Source organism: Stappia sp. P2PMeth1 (genome assembly GCF_900185735.1).
GTDB lineage: Bacteria > Pseudomonadota > Alphaproteobacteria > Rhizobiales > Stappiaceae > Stappia.
Window position 1 is genome coordinate 12,941 of record NZ_FYAW01000019.1, and the last position, 20,892, is coordinate 33,832.

Annotated in this window: 19 protein-coding genes; 12 read left to right on the plus strand and 7 right to left on the minus strand. The window is 70.5% G+C overall.

Features of this window, described 5'->3' with window-relative positions; genetic code table 11:
- The first annotated feature begins 13 nt into the window (after positions 1–13).
- Positions 14–1,876 (plus strand): aminodeoxychorismate synthase component I, encoded by a 1,863-nt coding sequence (gene pabB / locus P2PM1_RS11085; RefSeq protein WP_208985253.1) that lies wholly within the window; start codon positions 14–16, stop codon positions 1,874–1,876.
- Here the strand turns inward: pabB and P2PM1_RS25800 are convergent.
- The 5 genes from P2PM1_RS25800 to hemP form a co-directional block, all read right to left on the minus strand.
- Positions 1,804–2,826, minus strand: coding sequence for a nucleotidyltransferase family protein (locus tag P2PM1_RS25800; protein ID WP_186399103.1), 1,023 nt, complete (start codon positions 2,824–2,826; stop codon positions 1,804–1,806). The genes pabB and P2PM1_RS25800 overlap by 73 nt on opposite strands.
- 156 nt (positions 2,827–2,982) lie before the next feature.
- On the minus strand, positions 2,983–5,403 hold the full coding sequence (gene pheT / locus P2PM1_RS11095; RefSeq protein ID WP_186399104.1) for a phenylalanine--tRNA ligase subunit beta: 2,421 nt from the start codon (positions 5,401–5,403) through the stop codon (positions 2,983–2,985).
- A 68-nt stretch (positions 5,404–5,471) separates the two neighbouring features.
- Positions 5,472–6,137 (minus strand): phenylalanyl-tRNA synthetase subunit alpha, encoded by a 666-nt coding sequence (locus tag P2PM1_RS11100; RefSeq protein WP_186388922.1) that lies wholly within the window; start codon positions 6,135–6,137, stop codon positions 5,472–5,474.
- Positions 6,134–7,216, minus strand: a complete 1,083-nt coding sequence (gene pheS / locus P2PM1_RS11105) for a phenylalanine--tRNA ligase subunit alpha (protein ID WP_186399105.1) — start codon at positions 7,214–7,216, stop codon at positions 6,134–6,136. The genes P2PM1_RS11100 and pheS overlap by 4 nt, the downstream gene beginning before the upstream one ends.
- A 441-nt stretch (positions 7,217–7,657) precedes the next feature.
- Positions 7,658–7,888 (minus strand): hemin uptake protein HemP, encoded by a 231-nt coding sequence (gene hemP / locus P2PM1_RS11110; protein ID WP_186388920.1) that lies wholly within the window; start codon positions 7,886–7,888, stop codon positions 7,658–7,660.
- A 307-nt stretch (positions 7,889–8,195) separates the two neighbouring features.
- Between hemP and P2PM1_RS11115 the strand changes: the two genes are divergently transcribed.
- The 4 genes from P2PM1_RS11115 to P2PM1_RS11130 all read left to right on the plus strand — a co-directional run bounded on the left by P2PM1_RS11115 (position 8,196) and on the right by P2PM1_RS11130 (position 12,241).
- A complete protein-coding gene (locus P2PM1_RS11115; RefSeq protein ID WP_186399106.1) occupies positions 8,196–9,518 on the plus strand; it encodes a DUF2325 domain-containing protein in 1,323 nt (440 codons plus the stop codon).
- On the plus strand, positions 9,518–9,832 hold the full coding sequence (locus P2PM1_RS11120) for an antibiotic biosynthesis monooxygenase (RefSeq protein ID WP_186388918.1): 315 nt from the start codon (positions 9,518–9,520) through the stop codon (positions 9,830–9,832). The genes P2PM1_RS11115 and P2PM1_RS11120 overlap by 1 nt, the downstream gene beginning before the upstream one ends.
- A gap of 158 nt (positions 9,833–9,990) precedes the next feature.
- Positions 9,991–11,103: an S-methyl-5-thioribose-1-phosphate isomerase gene (gene mtnA / locus P2PM1_RS11125; RefSeq protein WP_186399107.1), complete on the plus strand. Its 1,113-nt coding sequence runs from the start codon at positions 9,991–9,993 to the stop codon at positions 11,101–11,103.
- An 88-nt stretch (positions 11,104–11,191) separates the two neighbouring features.
- The gene (locus P2PM1_RS11130; protein ID WP_186399108.1) at positions 11,192–12,241 is read left to right on the plus strand and encodes a dipeptidase; all 1,050 of its coding nucleotides are present in this window, start codon (positions 11,192–11,194) and stop codon (positions 12,239–12,241) included.
- A gap of 10 nt (positions 12,242–12,251) precedes the next feature.
- On the opposite strand, the gene P2PM1_RS11135 is transcribed toward P2PM1_RS11130, so the two are convergent.
- Positions 12,252–12,542: a hypothetical protein gene (locus tag P2PM1_RS11135; RefSeq protein WP_186388915.1), complete on the minus strand. Its 291-nt coding sequence runs from the start codon at positions 12,540–12,542 to the stop codon at positions 12,252–12,254.
- Between the two features lie 366 nt (positions 12,543–12,908).
- On the opposite strand from P2PM1_RS11135, the gene P2PM1_RS11140 reads away from it, so the two are divergent.
- Genes P2PM1_RS11140 through P2PM1_RS25250 form a run of 3 tightly spaced genes read left to right on the plus strand, consistent with a single transcriptional unit; the run spans position 12,909 to position 15,451 of the window.
- The gene (locus tag P2PM1_RS11140) at positions 12,909–14,318 is read left to right on the plus strand and encodes a cytochrome ubiquinol oxidase subunit I (protein WP_186399109.1); all 1,410 of its coding nucleotides are present in this window, start codon (positions 12,909–12,911) and stop codon (positions 14,316–14,318) included.
- A 3-nt stretch (positions 14,319–14,321) separates the two neighbouring features.
- On the plus strand, positions 14,322–15,329 hold the full coding sequence (gene cydB / locus P2PM1_RS11145; protein WP_186399110.1) for a cytochrome d ubiquinol oxidase subunit II: 1,008 nt from the start codon (positions 14,322–14,324) through the stop codon (positions 15,327–15,329).
- Positions 15,329–15,451 carry a DUF2474 domain-containing protein gene (locus P2PM1_RS25250; RefSeq protein ID WP_208985254.1) on the plus strand — a complete coding sequence of 41 codons (123 nt, stop codon included), beginning with the start codon at positions 15,329–15,331 and terminating at the stop codon, positions 15,449–15,451. The genes cydB and P2PM1_RS25250 overlap by 1 nt, the downstream gene beginning before the upstream one ends.
- A gap of 24 nt (positions 15,452–15,475) precedes the next feature.
- On the opposite strand, the gene mdoH is transcribed toward P2PM1_RS25250, so the two are convergent.
- A complete protein-coding gene (gene mdoH / locus P2PM1_RS11150) occupies positions 15,476–17,386 on the minus strand; it encodes a glucans biosynthesis glucosyltransferase MdoH (protein ID WP_186399111.1) in 1,911 nt (636 codons plus the stop codon).
- Between the two features lie 89 nt (positions 17,387–17,475).
- Between mdoH and P2PM1_RS11155 the strand changes: the two genes are divergently transcribed.
- The 4 genes from P2PM1_RS11155 to P2PM1_RS11170 all read left to right on the plus strand — a co-directional run bounded on the left by P2PM1_RS11155 (position 17,476) and on the right by P2PM1_RS11170 (position 20,873).
- On the plus strand, positions 17,476–18,501 hold the full coding sequence (locus tag P2PM1_RS11155) for a zinc-binding alcohol dehydrogenase (RefSeq protein WP_186399112.1): 1,026 nt from the start codon (positions 17,476–17,478) through the stop codon (positions 18,499–18,501).
- A gap of 91 nt (positions 18,502–18,592) precedes the next feature.
- Complete coding sequence (locus tag P2PM1_RS11160) at positions 18,593–18,991, plus strand: 6-carboxytetrahydropterin synthase (protein ID WP_186399113.1); 399 nt, start codon at positions 18,593–18,595, stop codon at positions 18,989–18,991.
- Entirely contained in the window at positions 18,991–20,058 is a 1,068-nt protein-coding gene (locus P2PM1_RS11165) for a glycosyltransferase family 4 protein (RefSeq protein WP_186399114.1), read from the plus strand. Before P2PM1_RS11160 ends, P2PM1_RS11165 begins: the two co-directional genes overlap by 1 nt.
- Positions 20,055–20,873, plus strand: coding sequence for a class I SAM-dependent methyltransferase (locus tag P2PM1_RS11170; RefSeq protein ID WP_186399115.1), 819 nt, complete (start codon positions 20,055–20,057; stop codon positions 20,871–20,873). Before P2PM1_RS11165 ends, P2PM1_RS11170 begins: the two co-directional genes overlap by 4 nt.
- Positions 20,874–20,892 lie beyond the last annotated feature (19 nt).

Below are 20,892 nucleotides of genomic sequence, written 5' to 3' on the forward strand. Positions count from 1 at the left end.
AGACCGGCAGCAGATGGACGAGAGCGGCGACACGGGACGGGCAGCAGCCCCCCAGGCACCCGCCGACATGCTGGCGCTTTTCGACGCGGGCGCGGGAACGGCGCTGCTGTTCGCCCACCCGCGGCGGATCATCGCCTGCCGTGAGGTCGGCGGCGTTGCGGCGGCGCTCGCCGAGGCGGAGGCGGCGGCGCGCGACGGCTTTGCTGTCGCCGGATACATCGCCTATGAGGCGGGCTTCGCCTTCGAGGACAAGCTGCGGGGGCTTGCGCCGAACGACCCGGCGCTGCCCTTGCTGCGCTTCGGCGTCTATGAGGAGGCCGAGAGGCTGACGATGAGCGAGGCGCTGGCGCGAATCGGCGCCGGCGACATCGCGCAAGCGGGATGCGGCGGGGTCGAGGCCAGGGTCGACGGCTTCGAGCTGAGCCGCGAAGACTACGATGCGGCCTTTGCCGCCGTGCGCGGGCATCTCGCCAGGGGCGACATCTACCAGGCCAACCTGACGATGCGGGCGCGCGGGCGGATCACCGGCGATCCGGCGCTCCTGTTCGCCCGGCTGCTGCTGTCGCAGCCGGTCGGCCATGCCGCGTTCCTGAGAACGGAGAGCCGCACCGTGCTGTCGCTGTCGCCGGAGCTGTTCCTGGAGCGGCGCGGCACGCGCGTTACCACACGGCCGATGAAGGGGACGGCGCCGCGCGGGCGGACGGGCGAGGAGGACCGGCGGATCGCGCGGGCACTCGCCAGCGACCCGAAATCGCAAGCCGAGAACGTGATGATCGTCGACCTGATGCGCAACGACCTGTCGCGCATCGCGGCAACGGGCAGCGTCGCGGTGCCGCGCCTCTTCGAGGTCGAGCCCTATGCGACGCTGTTCCAGATGACCTCGACGGTGGAGGGAAAGGTGCCGGCCGGGACCGGCTTTGCCGCCTGCATGCGCGAGCTGTTTCCCTGCGGCTCGATCACCGGGGCGCCGAAGCTCTCGGCGATGCAGATCATCCATCGGCTGGAGAGCGGGCTGCGCGGCATCTATACCGGCGGTATCGGCCATCTGGAGCCCTCCGGCGATTTCCGCTTCAACGTGGCGATCCGCACGCTGGTGGTGGAGGCGGACGGCCGGTTCGAGGCGGGCGCGGGATCGGGGCTGGTGTTCGATTCCGCCAGCACGCCGGAATATGACGAGTGCCGGCTGAAGCTCGCCTTCCTGGAGCGCGAGGCGCCGGATTTCGCGCTGTTCGAGACGATGGCCTGGCACCCGCCGGAGACGGGCGAGCCGCTGGCGGGATATCTGCTGCTGGAGCGGCATATTAGCCGGCTTAGCAACAGCGCGGCTCGGCTCGGCTTGCCGCTGGATGTTACGGCCGCGCGGGCGCTGCTGGCACGGCGGGCCGGCGCTTTCGAAGGCCCTCGCCGGGTGCGGCTGGAGCTGGCCGGCGACGGGCGGCTGGCGCTGGAGGACCGGGAGCTGCCGCCGGCGGTGAAGCAGTGGACGGCGGTCCTCGCCGATGTGACGATGGCGGCCGGCGATCCGATGCTGTGGCACAAGACGACGCGGCGCGAGACCTATGACGGCACGCGGGCGCGGCTTTCGGCCGCGACCGGCTGCGACGAGGTGATCTTCGCCAATGACGAGGGCTATCTGACGGAAGGGAGCTTCACCACCCTGTTCGTGGCGCGCGGCGGCCGGCTGCTGACCCCGGCGCTGCGGCACGGGCTGCTGCCGGGCACGCTGCGGCAAGCGCTGCTCGACAGCGGACGGGCGGTGGAGGCGGACCTGCGGCCAGAAGACCTCGCCAGCGCGGACAAGATTTATCTGGGGAATTCGCTGCGCGGGCTGGTCGAGACGCGGATCCAGTCGCGGGCAACGCTCGCCGCCGGCTGATCCGCCGCGGTGCCGCTCTCTTCGCCGTGCCCTTCATCATGCTCGCCGGCGGGCGCGTCCGGCCGCGCCCCGAAATCGCCGCTCACCAGACGCGCATAGCGGTCGCCCGGCAGATGGCGGCGGAACGGGCTCTGCCGCAGCAGCTCTTCCCGGTGCGAGGGGCGCTGCGAGAGCGTGTGCGAGGGGGTGGCAGGAGGCGAGGCGGCGGGCGGGGTGTCGCCCGGATCGTCCTCGTTGGCCGGCTCGGGAGTGGGCTCGTCGACACGCGGTGTGGCACCCGTCCGCCCGGACGACGGCCAGGGCACGATTTCCAGCTCCGGCCAGGCGGCCTTCATCCGCAGCGCCTTGTCCAGATAGGCCGCCGAATTGTCGAGCGCCGGATTGGGCACCAGCCGCATGGCGAAGATATCGGCGAGACCGAAGGGCGCGGCGAGCGACAGGCGGCCGTCCGCCTCCAGCCGCACGGCGACCGCATGGGTGCGCGCGGCATAGTTGATCAGCGCCTCGTCGGTGCAGGCGAGCGGCGGATAGTCGATGCCGTGCTTTTGCCGGAACCAGAGGGGCACGCGCGCCTGGTTGCGGATCTCCACCGGCGCCGGCAGGCCGGAAAAGCGCGGGCGGGCGCGGGTGATCACCCGGTCCTCGGCCTCGTAGCTGGTATCCCCGTCGAAATAGACCAGATCGAAATCGCGGATACCATGGCCGGCGGGGCGGCCGGTCAGCGCGTTCCAGACGGTCTGGTAGATGGCGCCGCTGGCGAGCCGCCAGTCCGGCAGGGCAAGGCCGCGGGCGATCCGCAGCACCCGCATCACCACCGGATCCATGCGCAGGATCAGCTCCAGCACGCGCCTGCGGTCATCCTCGCTGGCAAGCGAGGGATCGCCCAGCGTGGTGCGCCCGAAGGCAAGGCCCTGGCCAAGGGCGGGAGGCACGGCTTGCGCCGGCTTCATCGCATGACCCTCTCCTGTTGCACGTCCCGGTCCCTCGCGCGAGCAGTCCCTCGCGCAACAGGCCGCGCCGCGCGTCGCCCCTGGCCCGAAGGATGGGGGGCAAGGGCGCGCGGCGCAAGTCCCGTCAGCGGCAGGTGCCCGGTTCGGGCGCCCCGATCAAGTGCGCAGGCTGCCGCCGGTCGCCTTTTCCACCGCGGCGCGGATCTTGGCGCCGACCGCGTCGATCTCCTCCTCGGTCAAGGTGCGCTCGCGCGGCTGCAGCGTCACGTCGATGGCCATCGACTTGTGCCCTTGCGCGATGCCGGCGCCGCGATAGACGTCGAACAGCGTGACGTCGCTGATCAAGGTCTTCTCGGCGCCGCGCGCGGCCTTGATCAGCCGGTCGGCGGTCACCGCCTCCTCGACGACGAAGGCGAAATCGCGGCGCACCGGCATCAGGTCCGAGGCGGCGAAGGCGCCCTTGGAGCGGCCGGACTTGCCCTTGGGCAGCGGCACCGCGTCGAGATAGACCTCGAAGACGGCGAGCCGGCCGTCGAGATCGAGCGCCCTGGCGATGCGCGGATGCAGCTCGCCGAAGCGGGCCAGCACCGTCTTGGGGCCGAGACGCAATTCGCCGCAGCGGCCCGGATGCAGCCAGGGCGCGCTTTCGGAGAAGATCATCAGCTTGTCGACCGACACGCCGATGGCGGCGAGCGCGGCTTCCGCATCGGCGCGGGCATCGAAGACGCCGACCTCAGGCGCATTGCCGGCCCAGTGGCGATCGGCGCCGGTCATCACCGCCGTGCCGCGGCGCAGGCCGGCGGCAACCATCGACTGGCCCTGCGGCGTGTCGTCCGTGAAGACCTGGCCGACCTCGAACAGGGCGACATCCGGATAGCCGCGATCGGCATTGCGCTGCGCCGCCGTGGCAAGGCCGGGCACCAGGCTCGGGCGCATGTCCGACATGTCGGCGGAGATCGGGTTGGCAAGGCGCAGGGCCGGCGAGCCGCCGCCGAAGGCCTCGGCCTGGTCCTGCGGGATGAAGGACCAGGTGACGGCTTCCTTCATGCCGCGCACGGCCAGCGCCCGGCGCGCCTGCGAGCGGCGGACCTGCGCCGGGGTGAGCACCTGGCCGGTGACGGTGGCGCCGCGCGGCAGCGGCGTCGAGGCGACCGAATCGAGGCCGACGATGCGCACGACCTCCTCGACCAGGTCCGCCTTGCCGTGAATGTCCGGACGCCAGGACGGCGGGGCGACGCGCACCCCCTCGCCGCTGCCGGTGACCCAGAAGCCGAGACGGGTGAGCACACCCTTGATCTCCGCGTCGGAGAGCTTGAGGCCCGACAGGCGCTTGACCTCGGCGAAAGGGAACTCGATGGTGCGGTCGGTCTCCGGCACATGGCCGGCAAGCGTCACCTCACTCGGCGTGCCGCCGCACAGGTCCATGACCATGCGGGTGGCGAGTTCCAGCCCCGGCAGGCAGAAGGCGGGATCGACGCCGCGCTCGAAGCGGTAGCGGGCATCGGAATTGATGCCGAGCCGGCGGCCGGTGCGGGCAAGGTTGGTCTCGTCCCACAGCGCCGATTCGATCAGCACGTCGGTGGTGTCCTCGGTGCAGCCGGACAGCTCGCCGCCCATGATGCCGGCGAGCGATTCCAGGCCGTTGTCGTCGGCGATGACGCAGACGCTGTCGTCCACCTGATAGGTGCGCCCGTCCAGCGCCAGCAGCTCCTCGCCCGCGCGGCCGCGGCGGACGACGAGATCGCCCTTGACCTTGGCCGCGTCGAAGACATGCAGCGGCCGGCCGCGGTCGAAGGTGATGTAATTGGTGATGTCGACCAGCGCATTGATCGGGCGCAGGCCGATGGCCCGCAGCCGCTTCTGCATCCACTCCGGCGAGGGGCCGTTGTTCACGCCGCGCACCAGGCGCAGGGCGAAGGCCGGGCAGAGCGAGGGCGTGTCGCCGAACTCCAGCCGCACCCCGACCGGGCACGGGCCGGTGCCGGGCACCTGCGCCGGGCGGTTCTCCTTCAGCTTGCCGAGGCCGGCGGCGGCAAGGTCGCGGGCGATGCCGGAAACACCGGTGCAGTCCGGACGGTTCGGCGTCAGGCCGATCTCGATGACCGGGTCGTCGAGCCCGACATAGGCGGCATAGGAGGTGCCGACCGGCGCATCCTCGGGAAGGTCGATGATGCCGTCATGGGCCTCCGACAGTTCCAGCTCGCGCTCCGAACACATCATGCCGAAGCTTTCGACATCGCGGATCTTGCCGACCGACAGGGTGACGTCGATGCCCGGCACATAGTCGCCCGGCCGGGCGAGCACGCCGACAAGGCCGGTGCGGGCATTGGGCGCGCCGCAGACGATCTGCAGCGGCTCCTTGCCGTCGCCGGCATCGACGGTGAGGACGCGCAGGCGGTCGGCATTGGGGTGCTGGCGGGCCTCCAGCACCCTGGCGATGGTGAAGGGCTTCAGGCGGTCGGCCGGATTGGCGACATGCTCGACCTCCAGGCCGACACGGGTCAGCGCCTCGACGATCTCGTCGAGAGTGGCGTCGGTCTCCAGATGTTCCTTCAGCCAGGACAGGGTGAACTTCATGGGTCGTGTCTCTTCAGGTATCGTGACGGGACCGGCGCGGCGGGGCTCCGCGCGCCGGCGCGGCTGCGTCAGTTCTGCGGCGTGAAGCGGTCGAGGTCCGGCACGATGGAGGCGGCGCCGTAATTCTTGGCGAAGCGCAGGCCGATCTCGTGCAGCCGGTCGGTCCAGCGGCGGATCATCGCCTCGTCGAGGCCGCGCCCGCTGGCGATGGCATGGGAGGCCTCGACCTCCACCTGATCGCGCAACAGGCCGAGCTCCAGCATCGCCGCATCCTCCGCCCGGTACTTGTCGAGCCAGCCGAAGGTGAGGATCGCCACCATCACCAGCACGGCGGCGGCCGAGGTGACCGACGACCACTTGGCGATGCCGTCGATGCGGCGCTCCGCCGACACCAGCACCATGGTGGCGATCGACAGGAAGGCGACGATGGCGACCGCCGTCAGGAAGCTCTCGTAATTGCTCTCCGCGTTCATCTCCTGGCTGGCGCGCAGGGTGGTGATGCGGTCGCGCAGGTAGAGAACCGTGTCGGCCTGGGGGCCGAGCGCATCGCGGAAATAGGCATCGCAATAGCGCAGCCGGCCGCGCTCCTGGGTCTTGTCGGCGCAGACCTCGACGAAGGAGGCGGGCTGGGCCGCGACGGGCGCCGGCGGCAGCAGGCCGGCCGCCAGCACGGCGAGCGCCAGCAGCGGCAGCAGCGCCGCGCGCAGGCGGGCAATCATCGACCGCGGTCTCATCGCGACAGTCCTCCGAACAGGGTCGGCAGGTCGAGCGGGCGGAAGCCGTAATGCTCGATCCAGCGGACATCCGCGTCGAAGAAGGCGCGCAGGTCCGGCATGCCGTATTTCAGCATGGCGATACGGTCGATGCCCATGCCCCAGGCGAAGCCCTGGTAGACATCCGGGTCGAGGCCGCAATTGCGGATGACATTGGGATGGACCATGCCGCAGCCGAGGATCTCCAGCCAGTCGTTGCCCTCGCCGATCTTCACCTCGTTGCCCGAGCGGTCGCAGCCGATATCGACCTCCATCGACGGCTCGGTGAAGGGGAAGTAGGACGGGCGGAAGCGCATGCGCACCTCGTCGACCTCGAAGAAGGCCTTGCAGAACTCCTCCAGCACCCATTTCAGGTGGCCGATATGGCTTTCCTTGTCGATCACCAGGCCCTCGACCTGGTGGAACATCGGCGTATGGGTCTGGTCGCTGTCGCAGCGATAGGTGCGGCCCGGGATGATCACCCGGATCGGCGGCTGTTGCGACATCATCGTGCGGATCTGCACCGGCGAGGTGTGGGTGCGCAGCAGCATGCGCTCGCCGTCCGCCTTTTCGGGCAGGAAGAACGTGTCGTGCATCTCGCGCGCCGGATGGTCGGGCGGGAAGTTGAGCTGGGTGAAGTTGAGGTGGTCGGTCTCGATGTCCGGACCTTCGGCGATGGAAAAGCCCATGTCGGCGAAGATCGCGGTGAGTTCGTCGATCACCTGGCTGACCGGATGGATGCGCCCGGCCTCGGCGGGCGCGGCACGCAGCGGCAGGGTGACGTCGACGCGCTCGCGCTGGAGGCGCGCGTCGAGGGCGGCGTCCTGCAGCAGCTCGCGGCGGGCGGCGAGCGCATCGGTGACCCGGGTCTTGAGGCCGTTGATCGCCGGGCCCATCTCGCGCCGCTCGTCCGGCGACAGGGAGCCGAGGGTCTTCAGCTTCTCGGACACGGACCCTTTCTTGCCGAGGGCGGCGATGCGCACCTCTTCCAGCTCGGCCTCGTTCGACGCGGCGGCGACGGCCGCGAGGATCGCAGTTTCAAGGGATTGCAATTCGGACATGGCACCGTCGTGACTGGCAGCGCGCGGCCGGCATGCCGGCGCGGCACGTGAGAAGGGAGTTCGGGGGGTCTTTTACCAGACTTTCCGCCGCTTTCCAGCGGCAGGACGAAGACCGGCGGCAGAGACGGCTCAGTGCGGCAACTGCCTAAATCGGCCGCAGGCCGGACCCTGATGCAGGGCCTGGAACGGGGAGGACCGGCCGGCAAGGCGGCACCCACCGGGCAGCACGGAGCGGCCGGCCGAGGACGGCCGGTCGGTCGGTGCCGCGAAAAGGGCGGCCGGAATGTCACCGAGGCTCACGTCTGGTCCTGCCGGGTTGCCGTTCGACGGCTTCTTCCTTCGCAGATCGGCGCAAGGAAGGCAAGCGCCGGAAGCGCGACGGGACACGCTTCCGGCGCCGGCTCCGGCGGCACTCGCGGGGGAGGGCTCGCGGCAGGAGGCCTATTTGGTCAGCAGCAGCTTCTCGAATCGGGTGATCGAGAGGCGGTAGACCATGTCCTTGTGACGGATATGGACCTCGCGGGCGCCCTGAAACAGGGCGGAGCTGTCGAGTTCCAACGGTTCCTGGACGACCTTCGCCGTTTTCGGCAGGGTCAGGGTGCGCTGCTGGCTGCGCGACCGGCGATAAGCGGCAGCTTGGACCTGATGGGCGGGGGTCGCAGACTGGGACATGATCGACTTGCTCCTTCGATCGCTTGGTCCTTGGGCGAAATGGCCGGAAACTCCGGTTCTTCCGTCCGCGGTTTGGAATTGCTCTAAACTTGCGAACCGTTCGCAAGAATATTCTTGACTGAAATACTCATGTTTTATAGGAAAGGCAATGTCCGTTTCGCCTCTCGCTGTGCCCGGAGAGGACAAACGGAGATCCAAGCGCCAGCCAGCTCCCCGTCCACTCCCTCGACGGCCAGCAAGCCACGCTCTTGACCAAGCCAAATCGTGACCAAGCGTTTTCAACCTGTTTCGGGAGGGGCACGGCTCCATGTGCGCCAGGGATGACAAGCTGCGAAAGGCGATCGAGGATGCGGTCGCCGCCCATTCGGGACGTGCCCCTTTCGCCTGCGAGGAGGCCGGGGGCGATGCCCAGGCCGGACGCCGGCGGATCTGCCTGTGGGAGCAGGGCGACAGCGTCCACTGTTCCATCGTCGGCACCTGTGCCAGCGTCGCGGACCTGCGCCGCATCGCCCGCAAGGTCGGCATCGACGTTGCCCCCGACACGCCCGACTACGACGTGCACGGCCATTTCGTGCGCCTGTCGACCACCGACTGCGCCTTCACCCGCGCCTTCCAGAAACTGCTCGACGGCCGTTACGAGGGCGCACTGCGCCGGGTCGGCCGCGCCCGCAGCGCCGCGGAGCTGGACGCGCTGTGGCGCGACATGTGCGACCGCGGCCAGGTCGGCCCGGCCTATTGGGCCTTCATGACCCACCAGCACGTGCCGGGCGCCTTGCGCGCACGGATCTTCGGCGAGGTGCATATGTGGTCGCACCTGGCCGGCGCCTCGTTCCGCCAGAAGAACGAGGAGGCGGCGACCCTGCGCGACCAGTTGCAGGAGGCCGAGGAGCGGGCACGGCGGGTGGAGGCGGGCCTGCGCGAGGCGCTCGTCCAGCGCGACCGGGAGCTCGCCGACTTGCGCGCGGCGCTGGCAAGGCTCAAGGCCGGACGGGCGGCGGAGGAGGCACGCCTGCCGGAGACCGGCGACACCGCGCCGGAGGCGGCGACGCTGCGCCGGCGGCTCGAGAAGGCCGGACGGGCGCTGCAATCGGCGCGGGTGCGGGCGCGCCAGGCCGAGGAGCGGCTACGCGAGATCGGCGGCGAGACGCGGCGCCCGGCGCCGCAGCCGACAGGCATGATGGTCAATGGGGCGGCCAGTGGGGCGGCCAGTGCGGCGGCCAGGGCGGCGATGGCGCACAACGCGCCGGTGCCGGCGGGCGAGGCCGCACGGCCCAAGGCGATCCTCTATGTCGGCGGCATGCATGGCCACCGCGACCGGCTGCGCGGCATCGCCGAGGCGTTCAACACCACCTTCGTCCATCATGACGGCGGCGTCGAGGACGCGCCGCAGCGGCTCGACCACCTGCTGCCGTCGGTCGACTGCGTCTTCTGCCCGGTGAATTGCGTCAGCCACGACGCCTGCCTGCGGGCCAAGAAGATCTGCCAGAAGCTCAACAAGCCGTTCGTGCCGCTGCGCAGCACCGGCCAGACCGCGTTCCGCAAGGCCTTGCAGGACCACCTTGTCGGCGCGCGGATACCGGTCCACCTTGCCCCGCAGGGGCCAGGATCAGAAGAGGGAGACACTGTCTGATGTATATTGCGATGAACCGCTTCCGCGTGAAGTCCGGCAACGAGGACGCCTTCGAGGAAGTGTGGCGCAACCGCGAGCGGCGCCTTGCGGAGATGGACGGCTTCGTCGAGTTCCACCTGCTGAAGGGCCCGGACCGCGAGGACCACACGCTCTATGCCTCGCACACGATCTGGCGGGACAAGGATGCCTTCCTCGCCTGGACCAAGAGCCAGGCGTTCCGCGACGCGCACAAGGGCGCGGGCGACAACAAGCCGCTCTATCTCGGGCCGCCGGAGTTCGAGGGCTTCGAGGCGGTGCTGACCGAAACCGCCTGAGGCCTCGGCCGCGAAGGATTAGAAGGGCGGGGTTCGCGAGGACCCCGCCCTTTTCGCATGCGCTTTTGAGTGGCGTCTTTTCGCCCGCAGGTGGTGGACACGGCGAAAACATGCTTTACCTCCCCGACAGGGATCGGCCCCATCGGTACGGAGATGTCATGAAGATCGACGGCGTTGCCCACCGCTCCATCTGGCCGGCAGAGCATGGCCGGTCGGTGCATATCATCGACCAGACGCGGCTGCCGCACGGTTTCGTCACCACGGAACTGGCGACGCTGGACGCCGCCGCCACGGCGATCCGCGACATGTGGGTGCGCGGCGCGCCGCTGATCGGCGCCACCGCCGCCTATGGCCTCGCCATGGCGCTGGCGCGCGATCCTTCCGATGCGGGCCTGGCAAAGGCCGCCGCCCTGCTGGCCGCGACCCGGCCGACGGCGATCAACCTGCGCTGGGCGCTCGACGCGGTGACCGCACGGGTGGCGCCGCTGGCCGAAGACCAGCGCGCGGCCGCCGCCTGGGCGAAGGCTAGCGAGATCTGCGAGGAGGATGTCGCGGTCAACCACGCGATCGGCCGGCACGGGCTGACGCTCATCCGCGAGATCGCCGCGCGCAAGAACCAGGACAAGGGCAAAGGCGAGCCGGTCAACATCCTCACCCATTGCAATGCCGGGTGGCTGGCGACCGTCGACTGGGGCACGGCGACCTCGCCGATCTACCAGGCGCACGATGCCGGCATTCCGGTGCATGTGTGGGTCGACGAGACGCGGCCGCGCAACCAGGGCGCCGGGCTGACCGCCTGGGAACTCGGCCGGCACGGAGTGCCGCATCGGCTGGTGGTCGACAATGCCGGCGGCCACCTGATGCAGCACGGGCTGGTCGACATGGTGATCGTCGGCACCGACCGCACCACGGCGACGGGCGATGTCTGCAACAAGATCGGCACCTACCTCAAGGCGCTCGCCGCCCATGACAACGGCGTGCCGTTCCATGTCGCCCTGCCCTCCTCGACCATCGACTGGAGCGTCCGCGACGGCTTGCGCGAGATCCCGATCGAGGAGCGCTCGGGGCGCGAGGTGACGCATCTGACCGGCCTGACGCAGGACGGGCGGGTCGAGACCGTCGCCGTCACCCCGCCGACGACGGAGGCGGCAAACCCGGCCTTCGACGTGACGCCGGCGCGGCTGGTCACCAGCCTGATCACCGAGCGCGGCATCTGCGCGGCAAGCGCCGACGGGCTCGCGAGCCTGTTCCCGGAGCGGCGCGCCGCCTGACGCCCCCCCCTCTTGCGTTGCGGCGGCGGGGCGGCGACACTCGCGCCCGCCCACCCGCCCACCCGCCCTCTCCCAGGACCGCATCCGCATGAGCCAGATCCCCGTCTTCGACGGCCATAACGACACGCTGCTCAAGCTGGAGCTCGGCGCCGGCACGGCCCGCGAGCGCTCCTTCTTCGAGCGCGCCGCGCGCGACCATATCGACCTGCCGCGCGCCCGAAAGGGCCGATTCGCCGGCGGGCTGTTCGCCATGTATGTGCCCTCGCAGCTCGGCGAGGCGCTGAAGCTGCGCTACGACCCGGACGACCCGGCGAATTTCGCCGAAGTCGCCCAGCCGGAGGCGCTGGCCTTCACGCTGCGGCTGCTGGCCCGCGCGCTGCGGCTGGAACGCGAGAGCGCCGGGGAGGTGGCGATCTGCCGGGATGCGGCCGAGATCCGCGCGGCGATGGCGGCGAAAAAGCTCGCCATGGTGCTGCATGTGGAAGGCGCCGAGGCGATCGATGCCGAGCTGACCGCCCTGGAGGTGCTGCACGCCGCCGGCCTGCGCTCGCTCGGGCCGGTGTGGAGCCGGCCGAACATCTTCGGCGACGGGGTGCCGATGACCTGCCCCTCCTCCCCCGACACCGGACCGGGGCTGACGGCGGCGGGCAAGGAGCTGGTGCGCGCCTGCAACCGGCTGAAGATCATGGTCGACCTGTCGCATATCACCGAGAAAGGCTTCTGGGACGTCGCCGCGCTCACCGACCGGCCGCTGGTCGCCACCCATTCCAACGCCCATGCGGTCTGCCCCTCGGCGCGCAACCTGACCGACCGGCAGCTCGACGCCATCGCCGAGAGCGGCGGCGTCGTCGGGCTCAACTTCCACGTCGCCTTCCTGCGGCCGGACGGGGCCAATGTCTCCGACACGCCGCTTTCGGTGATGGTGCGGCACATGGACCACCTGATCTCGCGGCTCGGCGAGGACGGGGTGGCGCTCGGCTCGGATTTCGACGGCTGCATGGTGCCGCGCGCCATCGGCGACGTCGCCGGCCTGCCGGCGCTGCTGCAGGCCTTCCGCGAGGCGGGCTACGGCGAGGAGCTGATCGAGAAGATCGCCTGGAAGAACTGGCTGTCGGTGCTGGAGCGGACCTGGGCCTGAGGGACGGTCCTCACTCGGCGGCGAGCGGGCTTTCGGCGGCGATCCGCTCTTCCAGATATTGCGCGATGCTGGTGGCGACCGCATGCAACCGGCGCAGCTCCGCCTCGCGGCGGGTGGCGGCCAGCACCTCGCAGGGGCGGCTGCTGCGGGCACCGTTGCCGAAACGGCCGCTGCCACGGACGATGAAGCGATAGGCGGCGCCGTCCGGCGACCTCGGCGTGTAGAGGATATCCCCGACATGCTGCTCGGCAAAACGCAGGCTGTCGTTCAGGGTCGGCAGTGACTGAACAAATGCGGACATGACGTTCCCCAACAATTCCGCGGCAGGCCGGACCTGCCGCCGCCGAAATGGTTAACGAAGTCTTGCGCCGATTCGCGCCAGAGTCAAAACCCCGCAAGGCACCGGCCCGCCCGCCTGTTTTCCTCTGCCGGCAAAGCAGAGGGCGCGGCGGGAGAATGGCGGGGGAACCCGGAGGCGGGACCGGGCGCCCGGCCGGCCCGCCCGCCGGGGGTTGCCTTGGCGCACGGCTCGGGCTTCAATCGGTCGCATGGTCAAGTGCCGGCGAGGTCGCAAGTTTCTCGGGCACAGCGTGATCCTGACCACTGTTTTCGCCGAGGCAGAGCGGGGGCCGCGGCGACCCGGCAAGAGCCGCGAAGGAGCCGACAGATGGAGTTTTCCGCAGTCGATCTGGCGCGTTTCCAGTTCGCCTTCACCGTCTCGTTTCACATCATCTTCCCGTCCTTCACCATCGGCCTTGCGAGCTATCTGATGGTGCTGGAAGGGCTGTGGCTGACGACCCGCCGCGCGATCTACCTGACCCTGTTCAAATACTGGCTGAAGATCTTCGCCGTCGCCTTCGGCATGGGCGTCGTCTCCGGCATCGTCATGACCTATCAGTTCGGCACCAACTGGTCGGTGTTTTCCGACAAGACCGGCCCGGTGCTCGGCCCGCTGATGGGCTACGAGGTGCTGTCCGCCTTCTTCCTGGAGGCCGGCTTCCTCGGCATCATGCTGTTCGGGCTCAACCGGGTGGGGCCGAGGCTGCATTTCATGGCGACCGCGATGGTCGCCATCGGCACGGCGATGTCGGGCTTCTGGATCCTGTCGGTCAACAGTTGGATGCACACGCCGGCCGGCTATGCGATCAACGAGGCCGGCCAGTTCGTGCCGGAAAACTGGTTCGAGATCGTCTTCAACCCCTCCTTCCCCTATCGCTTCGTCCACATGATGCTGGCGGCCTATCTGACCACCGCCTTCGTGGTCGGCGCGGTCGGCGCCTGGCACCTGCTCAAGGACCGCGCCAACGAGGGCGCGAAGGTGATGCTGTCGATGGCGATGTGGATGGCGGTGCTGGTGACGCCGGTGCAGATCGTTGCCGGCGACATGCACGGGCTCAACACGCTGGAGCACCAGCCGGCGAAGATCGCCGCGATGGAAGGCCATTTCGACGGCGAGACCGGCGCGCCGCTGATCCTCTTCGGCATTCCCGACATGGCGGCGGCGGAAACCCGCTACAAGATCGAGGTGCCGAAGCTCGGCAGCCTGATCCTCACCCATTCGCTGGACGGCCGGGTGCCGGGGCTGAAGGACTTCCCGCGCGAGGACTGGCCAAACGCGACGATCGTGTTCTTCTCCTTCCGCATCATGGTCGGCATCGGCTTCCTGATGCTGGCGATCGGGCTGTGGAGCCTCTATCTGCGCCGGCGCGGGCGGCTCGCCGACACGCCGGTCTTCCACCGGGCGGTGGTGGCGATGGGGCCGACCGGCTTCATCGCCGTGCTGGCCGGCTGGATCACCACCGAGGTCGGCCGCCAGCCCTATACGGTCTATGGGCTGCTGCGCACCAGCGACAGCATCTCGCCGGTCGACGCGCCGGCGGTGGCGACCTCGCTGGCGGTCTTCATCGTCGTCTATTTCATCGTCTTCGGCATCGGCACCGGCTACCTGCTGCGGTCGATGGCCAAGACACCGGGTGGCGACGCCGAGGGGCCGGAGGCGGGCGAGCCGACCCGCGCCGCCGGCGTCACCCCCGCCCCCGCCTATGTCGCCGACGTCAACCCGAACCGGCGGAGGTAAGCCATGATCTTCGATCTCGCCCTGATCTGGGCGCTGCTGATCGCCACCGCGGTGTTCCTCTATGTGGTGCTCGACGGCTTCGACCTCGGCCTCGGGATCCTGTTCCCGCTCGCCCGCTCCAAGACCGAGCGCGACGTGATGATGAACTCCGTCGCGCCGGTGTGGGACGGCAACGAGACCTGGCTGGTGCTGGGCGGCGGCGGGCTCTATGCGGTGTTCCCGCTCGCCTATGCGGTGCTGATGCCGGCGCTCTACGCGCCGATCATGGCGATGCTGATCGGACTGGTGTTCCGCGGCGTCGTCTTCGAATTCCGCTTCAAGGCGCGCCCCGAGCGGCAATGGATCTGGGACATCGCCTTCTTCCTCGGATCGCTGATCGCGGCGCTGGCGCAGGGTATCGCGCTCGGCGCCATCATCCAGGGGATCGAGGTCGAGGGCCGGGCCTATGCCGGCGGCTGGCTGGACTGGCTGACGCCGTTCTCGGTCTTCACCGGCATCGCCGTCGCCACCGGCTACGCGCTGCTCGGCGCCACCTGGCTGGTGTGGAAATGCGAGGGACCGATGCAGGAACATTTCCGCGGCAAGGCGATGGTCACCGGCAGCCTGCTGCTGGTGATGATCGGCATCGTCAGCCTGTGGACCCCCTCGCTGCATCCGCAATTCGCCGCGCGCTGGTTCGAGTTCCCGCAGATCGTCTACACCGCGCCGGTGCCGCTGATGGTGCTGGCGCTCGCCGCGCTGCTGTTCGCCAGCCTGCGCTCCGGCCGCGACGCGGTGCCGTTCCTGGCGAGCCTCGGCCTGTTCCTCGTCACCTTCATCGGGCTCGGCGTGAGCCTGTTCCCCTATGTGGTGCCGACCTCGATCACCCTGTGGGAGGCCGCAGCGCCGGACAGTTCGCTGAAATTCCTGCTGGTCGGGGCGGCGGTGCTGATCCCGATGATCCTCGCCTATACCGCCTATGCCTATTGGGTGTTTCGCGGCAAGGTGCGCCCCGGCGAGGGCTATCACTGATGAGGCGAAACGGGCCGGAGCGGCCGCTCCATCTGCGGCTCGCCTGGTTCGCCGGCCTGTGGCTGGCCGGCGTCTTGACCCTGTTCGCGGTGGCGAGCCTGATCCGCTGGGCGATCCTGTAGCGATAGGGCAGCGGGCGGCGCGCCTCAGCCCTCGGCGCGAACCAGATCCACGGAGAGGCCGGCGCCGGATGCGGCCTCCGACCCGGCAAAGGCGACGCCGAGCAGGGCATGGGCGGGAAGGCGCAGCGGCAGCAGGCAGGGCGGCGGGGCGATCTCCTCCGGCAGGCGCCACAGGCGCGAGGCGAGCGCCAGCCGGCCGGCCGCCTTGCCCGAGGTCAGGCGCGCCAGCGGGATCGCCAGCGCCGGGCCGAGGACGACCGGCAGCAGCGGCCAGACGAGACCCGGCGTGAGCGCGAGGGCGAAGCCGACGCCGGCCAGGCCGAACAGGGTCTGCGGCCAGAGCTTGGCCGCGCACAGGCCGAGCGGCAGGGTGCGGGTGTCGCGGATCTGCGCGCCCCAGCCGATGGCCTTGCCGAAGGGCAGGCCGGCGATGAACAGGGTGACGGCAACCGCAATGACCGGCGCCATCAGCATGGAGAAGACCAGCTCGGTCAGCCAGCTTGCCGCAACGCGCAGGCCGCCGCCAAAGGCGGCGCGCTGCCGGCGATCGGCCAGGATGTCGAGACAGGTCGCAATCTTCGGCGCGAAGATCATCGTCAGGACGATGACGAACAGCGCGAAGCCCGCCGTCAGGTCGACGCGGATCAGTTCGCCGGTGCCGAAGGCGACCAGCGCCGCGCCGGTCGCCATGAAGGCGAGCCAGGCCGGGGCGGAGACGAACATCAGGATCGCCAGCACCAGTTGCACCCGGCTGACCGGCTTGAGATCCGGCAGGCCGAGCAGCTTCAGATATTGCAGATTGCCCTGGCACCAGCGCAGCTCGCGGCGGATGAACTCCAGCAGGTTGGGCGGGTTCTCCTCGAAGCTCTCGCCCTCCAGCGGCAGCACGCGGACCTCGTAGCCGGCGCGGCGCATCAGCACCGCCTCGACCTGGTCGTGGCTCAGCACCCAGCCGGACAGCGGCCCGGCGCCCGGCAGCCGCGGCAGGTCGCAATGTTCGGCGAAGGGGGCAAGGCGCAGGATGGCGTTGTGGCCCCAATAGGGACCGCAATCGCCCTGCCACCAGGCGCTGCCGAGCGTGTAGGAGCGCATGCCGAGGCGCATGCCGAACTGGAAGATGCGGGCAAAGGCGCTCGTCGCCGGCAGGCCGACGACGAGGGTCTGCAGGATGCCGACGCGCGGGTTGGCATCCATCCGCGCGGTGAGGTCGAGCATCGTCCGCGCCGACAGGAAACTGTCGGCATCGAGCACGATGGCATAGTCATGCGCGGCGCCCCAGCGCTCGAGAAAATCGCGGATGTTGCCGGCCTTGAAGCCGGGATTTTCCGCCCGGCGGCGGTAGAGAACCGGCAGACGGCCCGCCCAGCGCGCGGCGAGCGCGGCAAAGGCGCGCTCCTCGCGGGCGGCGATCTCCGCGTCATCGGTGTCGCTGAGGACATAGAGGGCAAAGCCGGCGGCGCGGCCAGAGCGCACCAGATCCGCCGCCATCGCATCGAGCGAGGCGGCGACGTCGTCCACGTCCTCGTTGCGGATGCAGGAGAGGATCGCGGTGGAGGCGGTGCTGTCGCCGGCGGCATCGCCCGGGCGCAGGGTCGAGACGCTGGCGAGCGGATCGCGCGACAGCCGCAGGACGGCAAGGCCGATCACCGCGTTCCAGAAGCCGATCGCCGTCCAGGGCAGGGTCAGCAGGAAGCAGCCGATCATCAGCCACTCGCCCCAGGTGATCGTGCCGTCGCCGGCAAAGGCGAGGCCGAGCAGGGCGGTCAATCCGGCGATGGTGGCAAGCACCAGGGCGGCGAAGACCGCGCGCCGGCGCGCCAGCCGCGCGGCATCGGGACCCGGCGCAGGGGCAGCGTCGCCGGAGGTCTCCGGCGCAGGGGCCGCGTCGCCGGAGGTCTCCGGCGCAAGGCAGGTCGGCGACCCGGTCTGACGCATGATACGCAACCCTGTTGTGCGAGGCCGGCGATGGCGGATGCCCCGCCCCGTCCGTTGCGCTATACGTTGCGCCGGACTAAGGAGGATTTGTGACGCAGCGCAGCACTCCCGGCAAGGACCCGTATTCCGCGCGGGCGCTCTGGACCACGGGTCCGGGGCGGCTGGAACTGCGCCAGGAAGCGCTGCGCCGGCCGCTGGCGGGCGAGGTCGTCGTGCGCAGCCTGTGGAGCGGCGTCAGTCTGGGGACCGAGCGGCTGGTCTTCACCGGCGCGGTGCCCGAAAGCGAATGGCAGCGCATGCGCGCGCCGTTCCAGGCGGGCGAGTTCCCGTTTCCGGTCAAGTATGGCTATGCCTGTGTCGGCGAGATCGCCGGCGGCGATCCGGCGCGGGCCGGCGAGACCGTGTTCGTGCTGCATCCGCATCAGGACCGCTTCGTCGTCGCCGGCACGGCAGCGGTGCCGGTGCCGGCGGACGTGCCGCCGCTCCGCGCGATCCTTGCCGCCAATATGGAGACCGCGCTCAACGGACTGTGGGACGGGGGCGCGGCGCCCGGAGACCGCATCGCCGTCGTCGGCGGCGGGGTCGTCGGACTGCTGGTCGCCTCTCTCGCCGCCCGGCTGCCGGGGACGCAGGTGACGGTGGTCGACATCGATCCGGCGAAGGAGCGCCCGGCGCGCAGCCTCGGCGCGAATTTCGCCCGCCCCGGCGAGGCGCCGCCCGACCAGGACCTCGTCTTCCACGCCTCCGGCCACCCGTCCGGCCTCGACACGGCGCTTTCCCTGGCCGGAGCGGAAGCGAAGGTGGTGGAGATGAGCTGGTACGGCACGGCCCCGGTCACGGCGCATCTGGGCGGCGGCTTCCACAGCCGGCGGCTGACGCTGCGCTCCAGCCAGGTCGGCAGCCTGCCGCCCGACCGGCAGGCGCGCTGGACCTATCGCCGCCGCCTGGAGACAGCGCTGGCGCTGCTGCGCGACCCGGCGCTCGACGCGCTGATCGCGCCGCCGATTTCCATCGAGGAGGCGCCCGCCCGGCTGCCGGAGATCTTCGCCGGCCGGGTGCCGGTGCTGGCCCAGCCGATCCGCCATGACGACGAGGCACCGCCGGCAGCGCCCTGAAGAGGGCGCATTCTTCCGCAAGATCCCGCCGACACGCTCGCCCCCTCCCCCGGCCGGTCCGGCCGCACCTTTCAGCAGGAGACCCCGACAGATGCATGCCGTCGAAGTCCGCGACCACATCATGATCGCCCATTCGTTCACGGGCGAGGTGTTCGGCCCCGCGCAGCGGCTGCACGGGGCGACCTTCGTCGTCGATGCCGCGTTCTTCTCGCCGGAGCTCGACGCGAACGGCATCGTCATCGACATCGGCCGCGCCCATGAGGTGCTGAAGGAAACGCTGGCGCCGCTGAACTACCGCAACCTCGACGAGGTGCCGGAGTTCAAGGGCCGGAACACCACCACGGAGTTCCTGAGCCGGCATATCTTCGAGGCGCTGGCGCGGGCGGCGCGGGAGAACCGGCTCGGCCGGCCCGCCGGCGAGCTGTCCTCGATCCGGGTGACGCTGCACGAATCCCACGCGGCGCGGGCCTGGTACGAAGGCACTCTGTGATGCCGGCGGGGCGCCTCGCCTTCCTCTATCCCGGCCGGCTGGAGACGCCGACCGGCGGCTATGTCTATGACCGCGAGCTGCTGGCGGCGCTGGCGGCGACGGGGACGCAGGTCACGGCGGCAACGCTGGGCGAGGGCTATCCGGCGCCCTCCCCGGCGACGCTTGAGGCGGGTGCGGCGCTGCTTTCCGGGCTCGCCGACGGCGAAGCGGTAATGATCGACGGGCTGGCCTTCGGGGTGATGGACGCCATTGCCGCCCCGCAGGCGCGGCGGCTGCGGCTGATCGCCTTGGTGCACCATCCGCTGGCGCATGAGAGCGGCCTGCCGCCGGCGCGGGCGGCGGAGCTTGCGGCGAGCGAACGGCGCGCGCTGGCGCTGGCCCGCCATGTGGTGACGACGAGCCCGGCGACGGCCGCCGCCGTCACCGCCGAATTCGGCGTGCCAAGCGCGAAGGTGAGCGTGCTGGAGCCGGGCCTGGTGCTGCCCGCGGCGCCGGTAGCGCGGGTCCGGCGGCCGGGCGAGCCGTTCTGCCTGCTGTCGGTCGGCTCGCTGGTGCCGCGCAAGGACCACCCGACGCTGCTGGCCGCGCTGGCGCAGATCGACGACCCGGCGGTGACGCTGGACATCGCCGGCAGCGGCGAGTTCGATCCCGCCCATGCGGCGAGCGTGCGCGCGACGATCGAACGGCTTGGCCTGTCGCAGCGGGTGCGGCTGCATGGCGCGCTCGGCCGCGCGGCGCTCGACGCGCTCTATGCCCAGGCGGACCTGTTCGTGCTGACCACGCTCTACGAGGGCTATGGCATGGCCTTTGTCGAGGCGATGGCGCACGGCCTGCCGGTGGTGGCGACCGGCGCGGGCGCGGTGCGCGACACCGTGCCGGCGGCGGCGGGCATCCTGTGCGAGGCGGGCGATGCGGCTTCTGTCGGCGCGGCGATCCGGCGGCTCGCCGAAGACGCGGCGCTGCGCCAGAGCCTGGCGCGGGCGGCGCGCGCCCATGCGCAAGGCCTGCCGGGCTGGCCGGAGCAGGCACGGCGGCTCGCCGCGCTGATCGCGGAGATCGGGCGATGAGCGGCTTTTCCGGCGTGTGGCTGTCGGCGCGCGAGCCGGCGGACCTGCGCGCCCGCAACACGGCCGTGCGCAAGGCCTTTCTCGATCATCTGGAGAGACGCGCCAAGGCCAGGGGCGACGCGCCGCTGGTCATCCTCGACCTTGGCGCGGGGACCGGCGCGACGATGCGGGCGCTGCATCCGCATCTGCGCTTTGCCACGAGCTGGCGGCTCGCCGAACACGATCCGGCGCTGCTGGCACTGGCCCGCGAGATGGCCGAGCGGGACGGGCTGGCGGCCGAGGTGGTCGCCGCCGACCTGGCGCCGGGCCTCTCCGCGGAACTGCTGTCCGGCATCGACGCGGTGACGACATCGGCCTTTCTCGACCTCGTCTCGGCCGGTTGGATCGACCGGCTGGCGCGGACGCTGGCCCGCCGCGCCCTGCCCTTCCTCGCCATGCTGACCTATGACGGGCGGCAGTCGCTGGCACCAGAGCACCCCTTCGACGAGACGGTGCATGCGGCGCTGCGGACCCATCAGGGCCGCGACAAGGGCTTCGGCCCGGCGCTGGGGCCGGGCGCGCATGCGCATGCGACCGCAACCTTCCGTGCGCAGGGATATCGCACGCACGAGGGCGCTGCCGACTGGCAGGCGCTGCCCGGCGAAACAGATTTCCTGAAGATGCTGGTGGGGGGCTGGGCCGAGGCGGCGCGGGACAGGGGCGCGGCGGATACGGCGCTCGCCGACTGGCTGGCCCTGCGCCAGGCGCAGGTCGGCCGCAGGGAGCTCGCGGCCCATGTCGGCCACCGCGACCTGGCGGCGCTGCCGCCCGCCTGACGGCGCAGCGGCCTCAACA

Coding starts and splice junctions, on each gene's coding strand:
- pabB (WP_208985253.1), top strand. CDS start 14: ATGGACGAGAGCGGCGACACGGGACGGGCAGCAGCCCCCCAGGCACCC.
- P2PM1_RS25800 (WP_186399103.1), bottom strand. CDS start 2,826: ATGAAGCCGGCGCAAGCCGTGCCTCCCGCCCTTGGCCAGGGCCTTGCC.
- pheT (WP_186399104.1), bottom strand. CDS start 5,403: ATGAAGTTCACCCTGTCCTGGCTGAAGGAACATCTGGAGACCGACGCC.
- P2PM1_RS11100 (WP_186388922.1), bottom strand. CDS start 6,137: ATGAGACCGCGGTCGATGATTGCCCGCCTGCGCGCGGCGCTGCTGCCG.
- pheS (WP_186399105.1), bottom strand. CDS start 7,216: ATGTCCGAATTGCAATCCCTTGAAACTGCGATCCTCGCGGCCGTCGCC.
- hemP (WP_186388920.1), bottom strand. CDS start 7,888: ATGTCCCAGTCTGCGACCCCCGCCCATCAGGTCCAAGCTGCCGCTTAT.
- P2PM1_RS11115 (WP_186399106.1), top strand. CDS start 8,196: ATGTGCGCCAGGGATGACAAGCTGCGAAAGGCGATCGAGGATGCGGTC.
- P2PM1_RS11120 (WP_186388918.1), top strand. CDS start 9,518: ATGTATATTGCGATGAACCGCTTCCGCGTGAAGTCCGGCAACGAGGAC.
- mtnA (WP_186399107.1), top strand. CDS start 9,991: ATGAAGATCGACGGCGTTGCCCACCGCTCCATCTGGCCGGCAGAGCAT.
- P2PM1_RS11130 (WP_186399108.1), top strand. CDS start 11,192: ATGAGCCAGATCCCCGTCTTCGACGGCCATAACGACACGCTGCTCAAG.
- P2PM1_RS11135 (WP_186388915.1), bottom strand. CDS start 12,542: ATGTCCGCATTTGTTCAGTCACTGCCGACCCTGAACGACAGCCTGCGT.
- P2PM1_RS11140 (WP_186399109.1), top strand. CDS start 12,909: ATGGAGTTTTCCGCAGTCGATCTGGCGCGTTTCCAGTTCGCCTTCACC.
- cydB (WP_186399110.1), top strand. CDS start 14,322: ATGATCTTCGATCTCGCCCTGATCTGGGCGCTGCTGATCGCCACCGCG.
- P2PM1_RS25250 (WP_208985254.1), top strand. CDS start 15,329: ATGAGGCGAAACGGGCCGGAGCGGCCGCTCCATCTGCGGCTCGCCTGG.
- mdoH (WP_186399111.1), bottom strand. CDS start 17,386: ATGCGTCAGACCGGGTCGCCGACCTGCCTTGCGCCGGAGACCTCCGGC.
- P2PM1_RS11160 (WP_186399113.1), top strand. CDS start 18,593: ATGCATGCCGTCGAAGTCCGCGACCACATCATGATCGCCCATTCGTTC.
- P2PM1_RS11165 (WP_186399114.1), top strand. CDS start 18,991: ATGCCGGCGGGGCGCCTCGCCTTCCTCTATCCCGGCCGGCTGGAGACG.
- P2PM1_RS11170 (WP_186399115.1), top strand. CDS start 20,055: ATGAGCGGCTTTTCCGGCGTGTGGCTGTCGGCGCGCGAGCCGGCGGAC.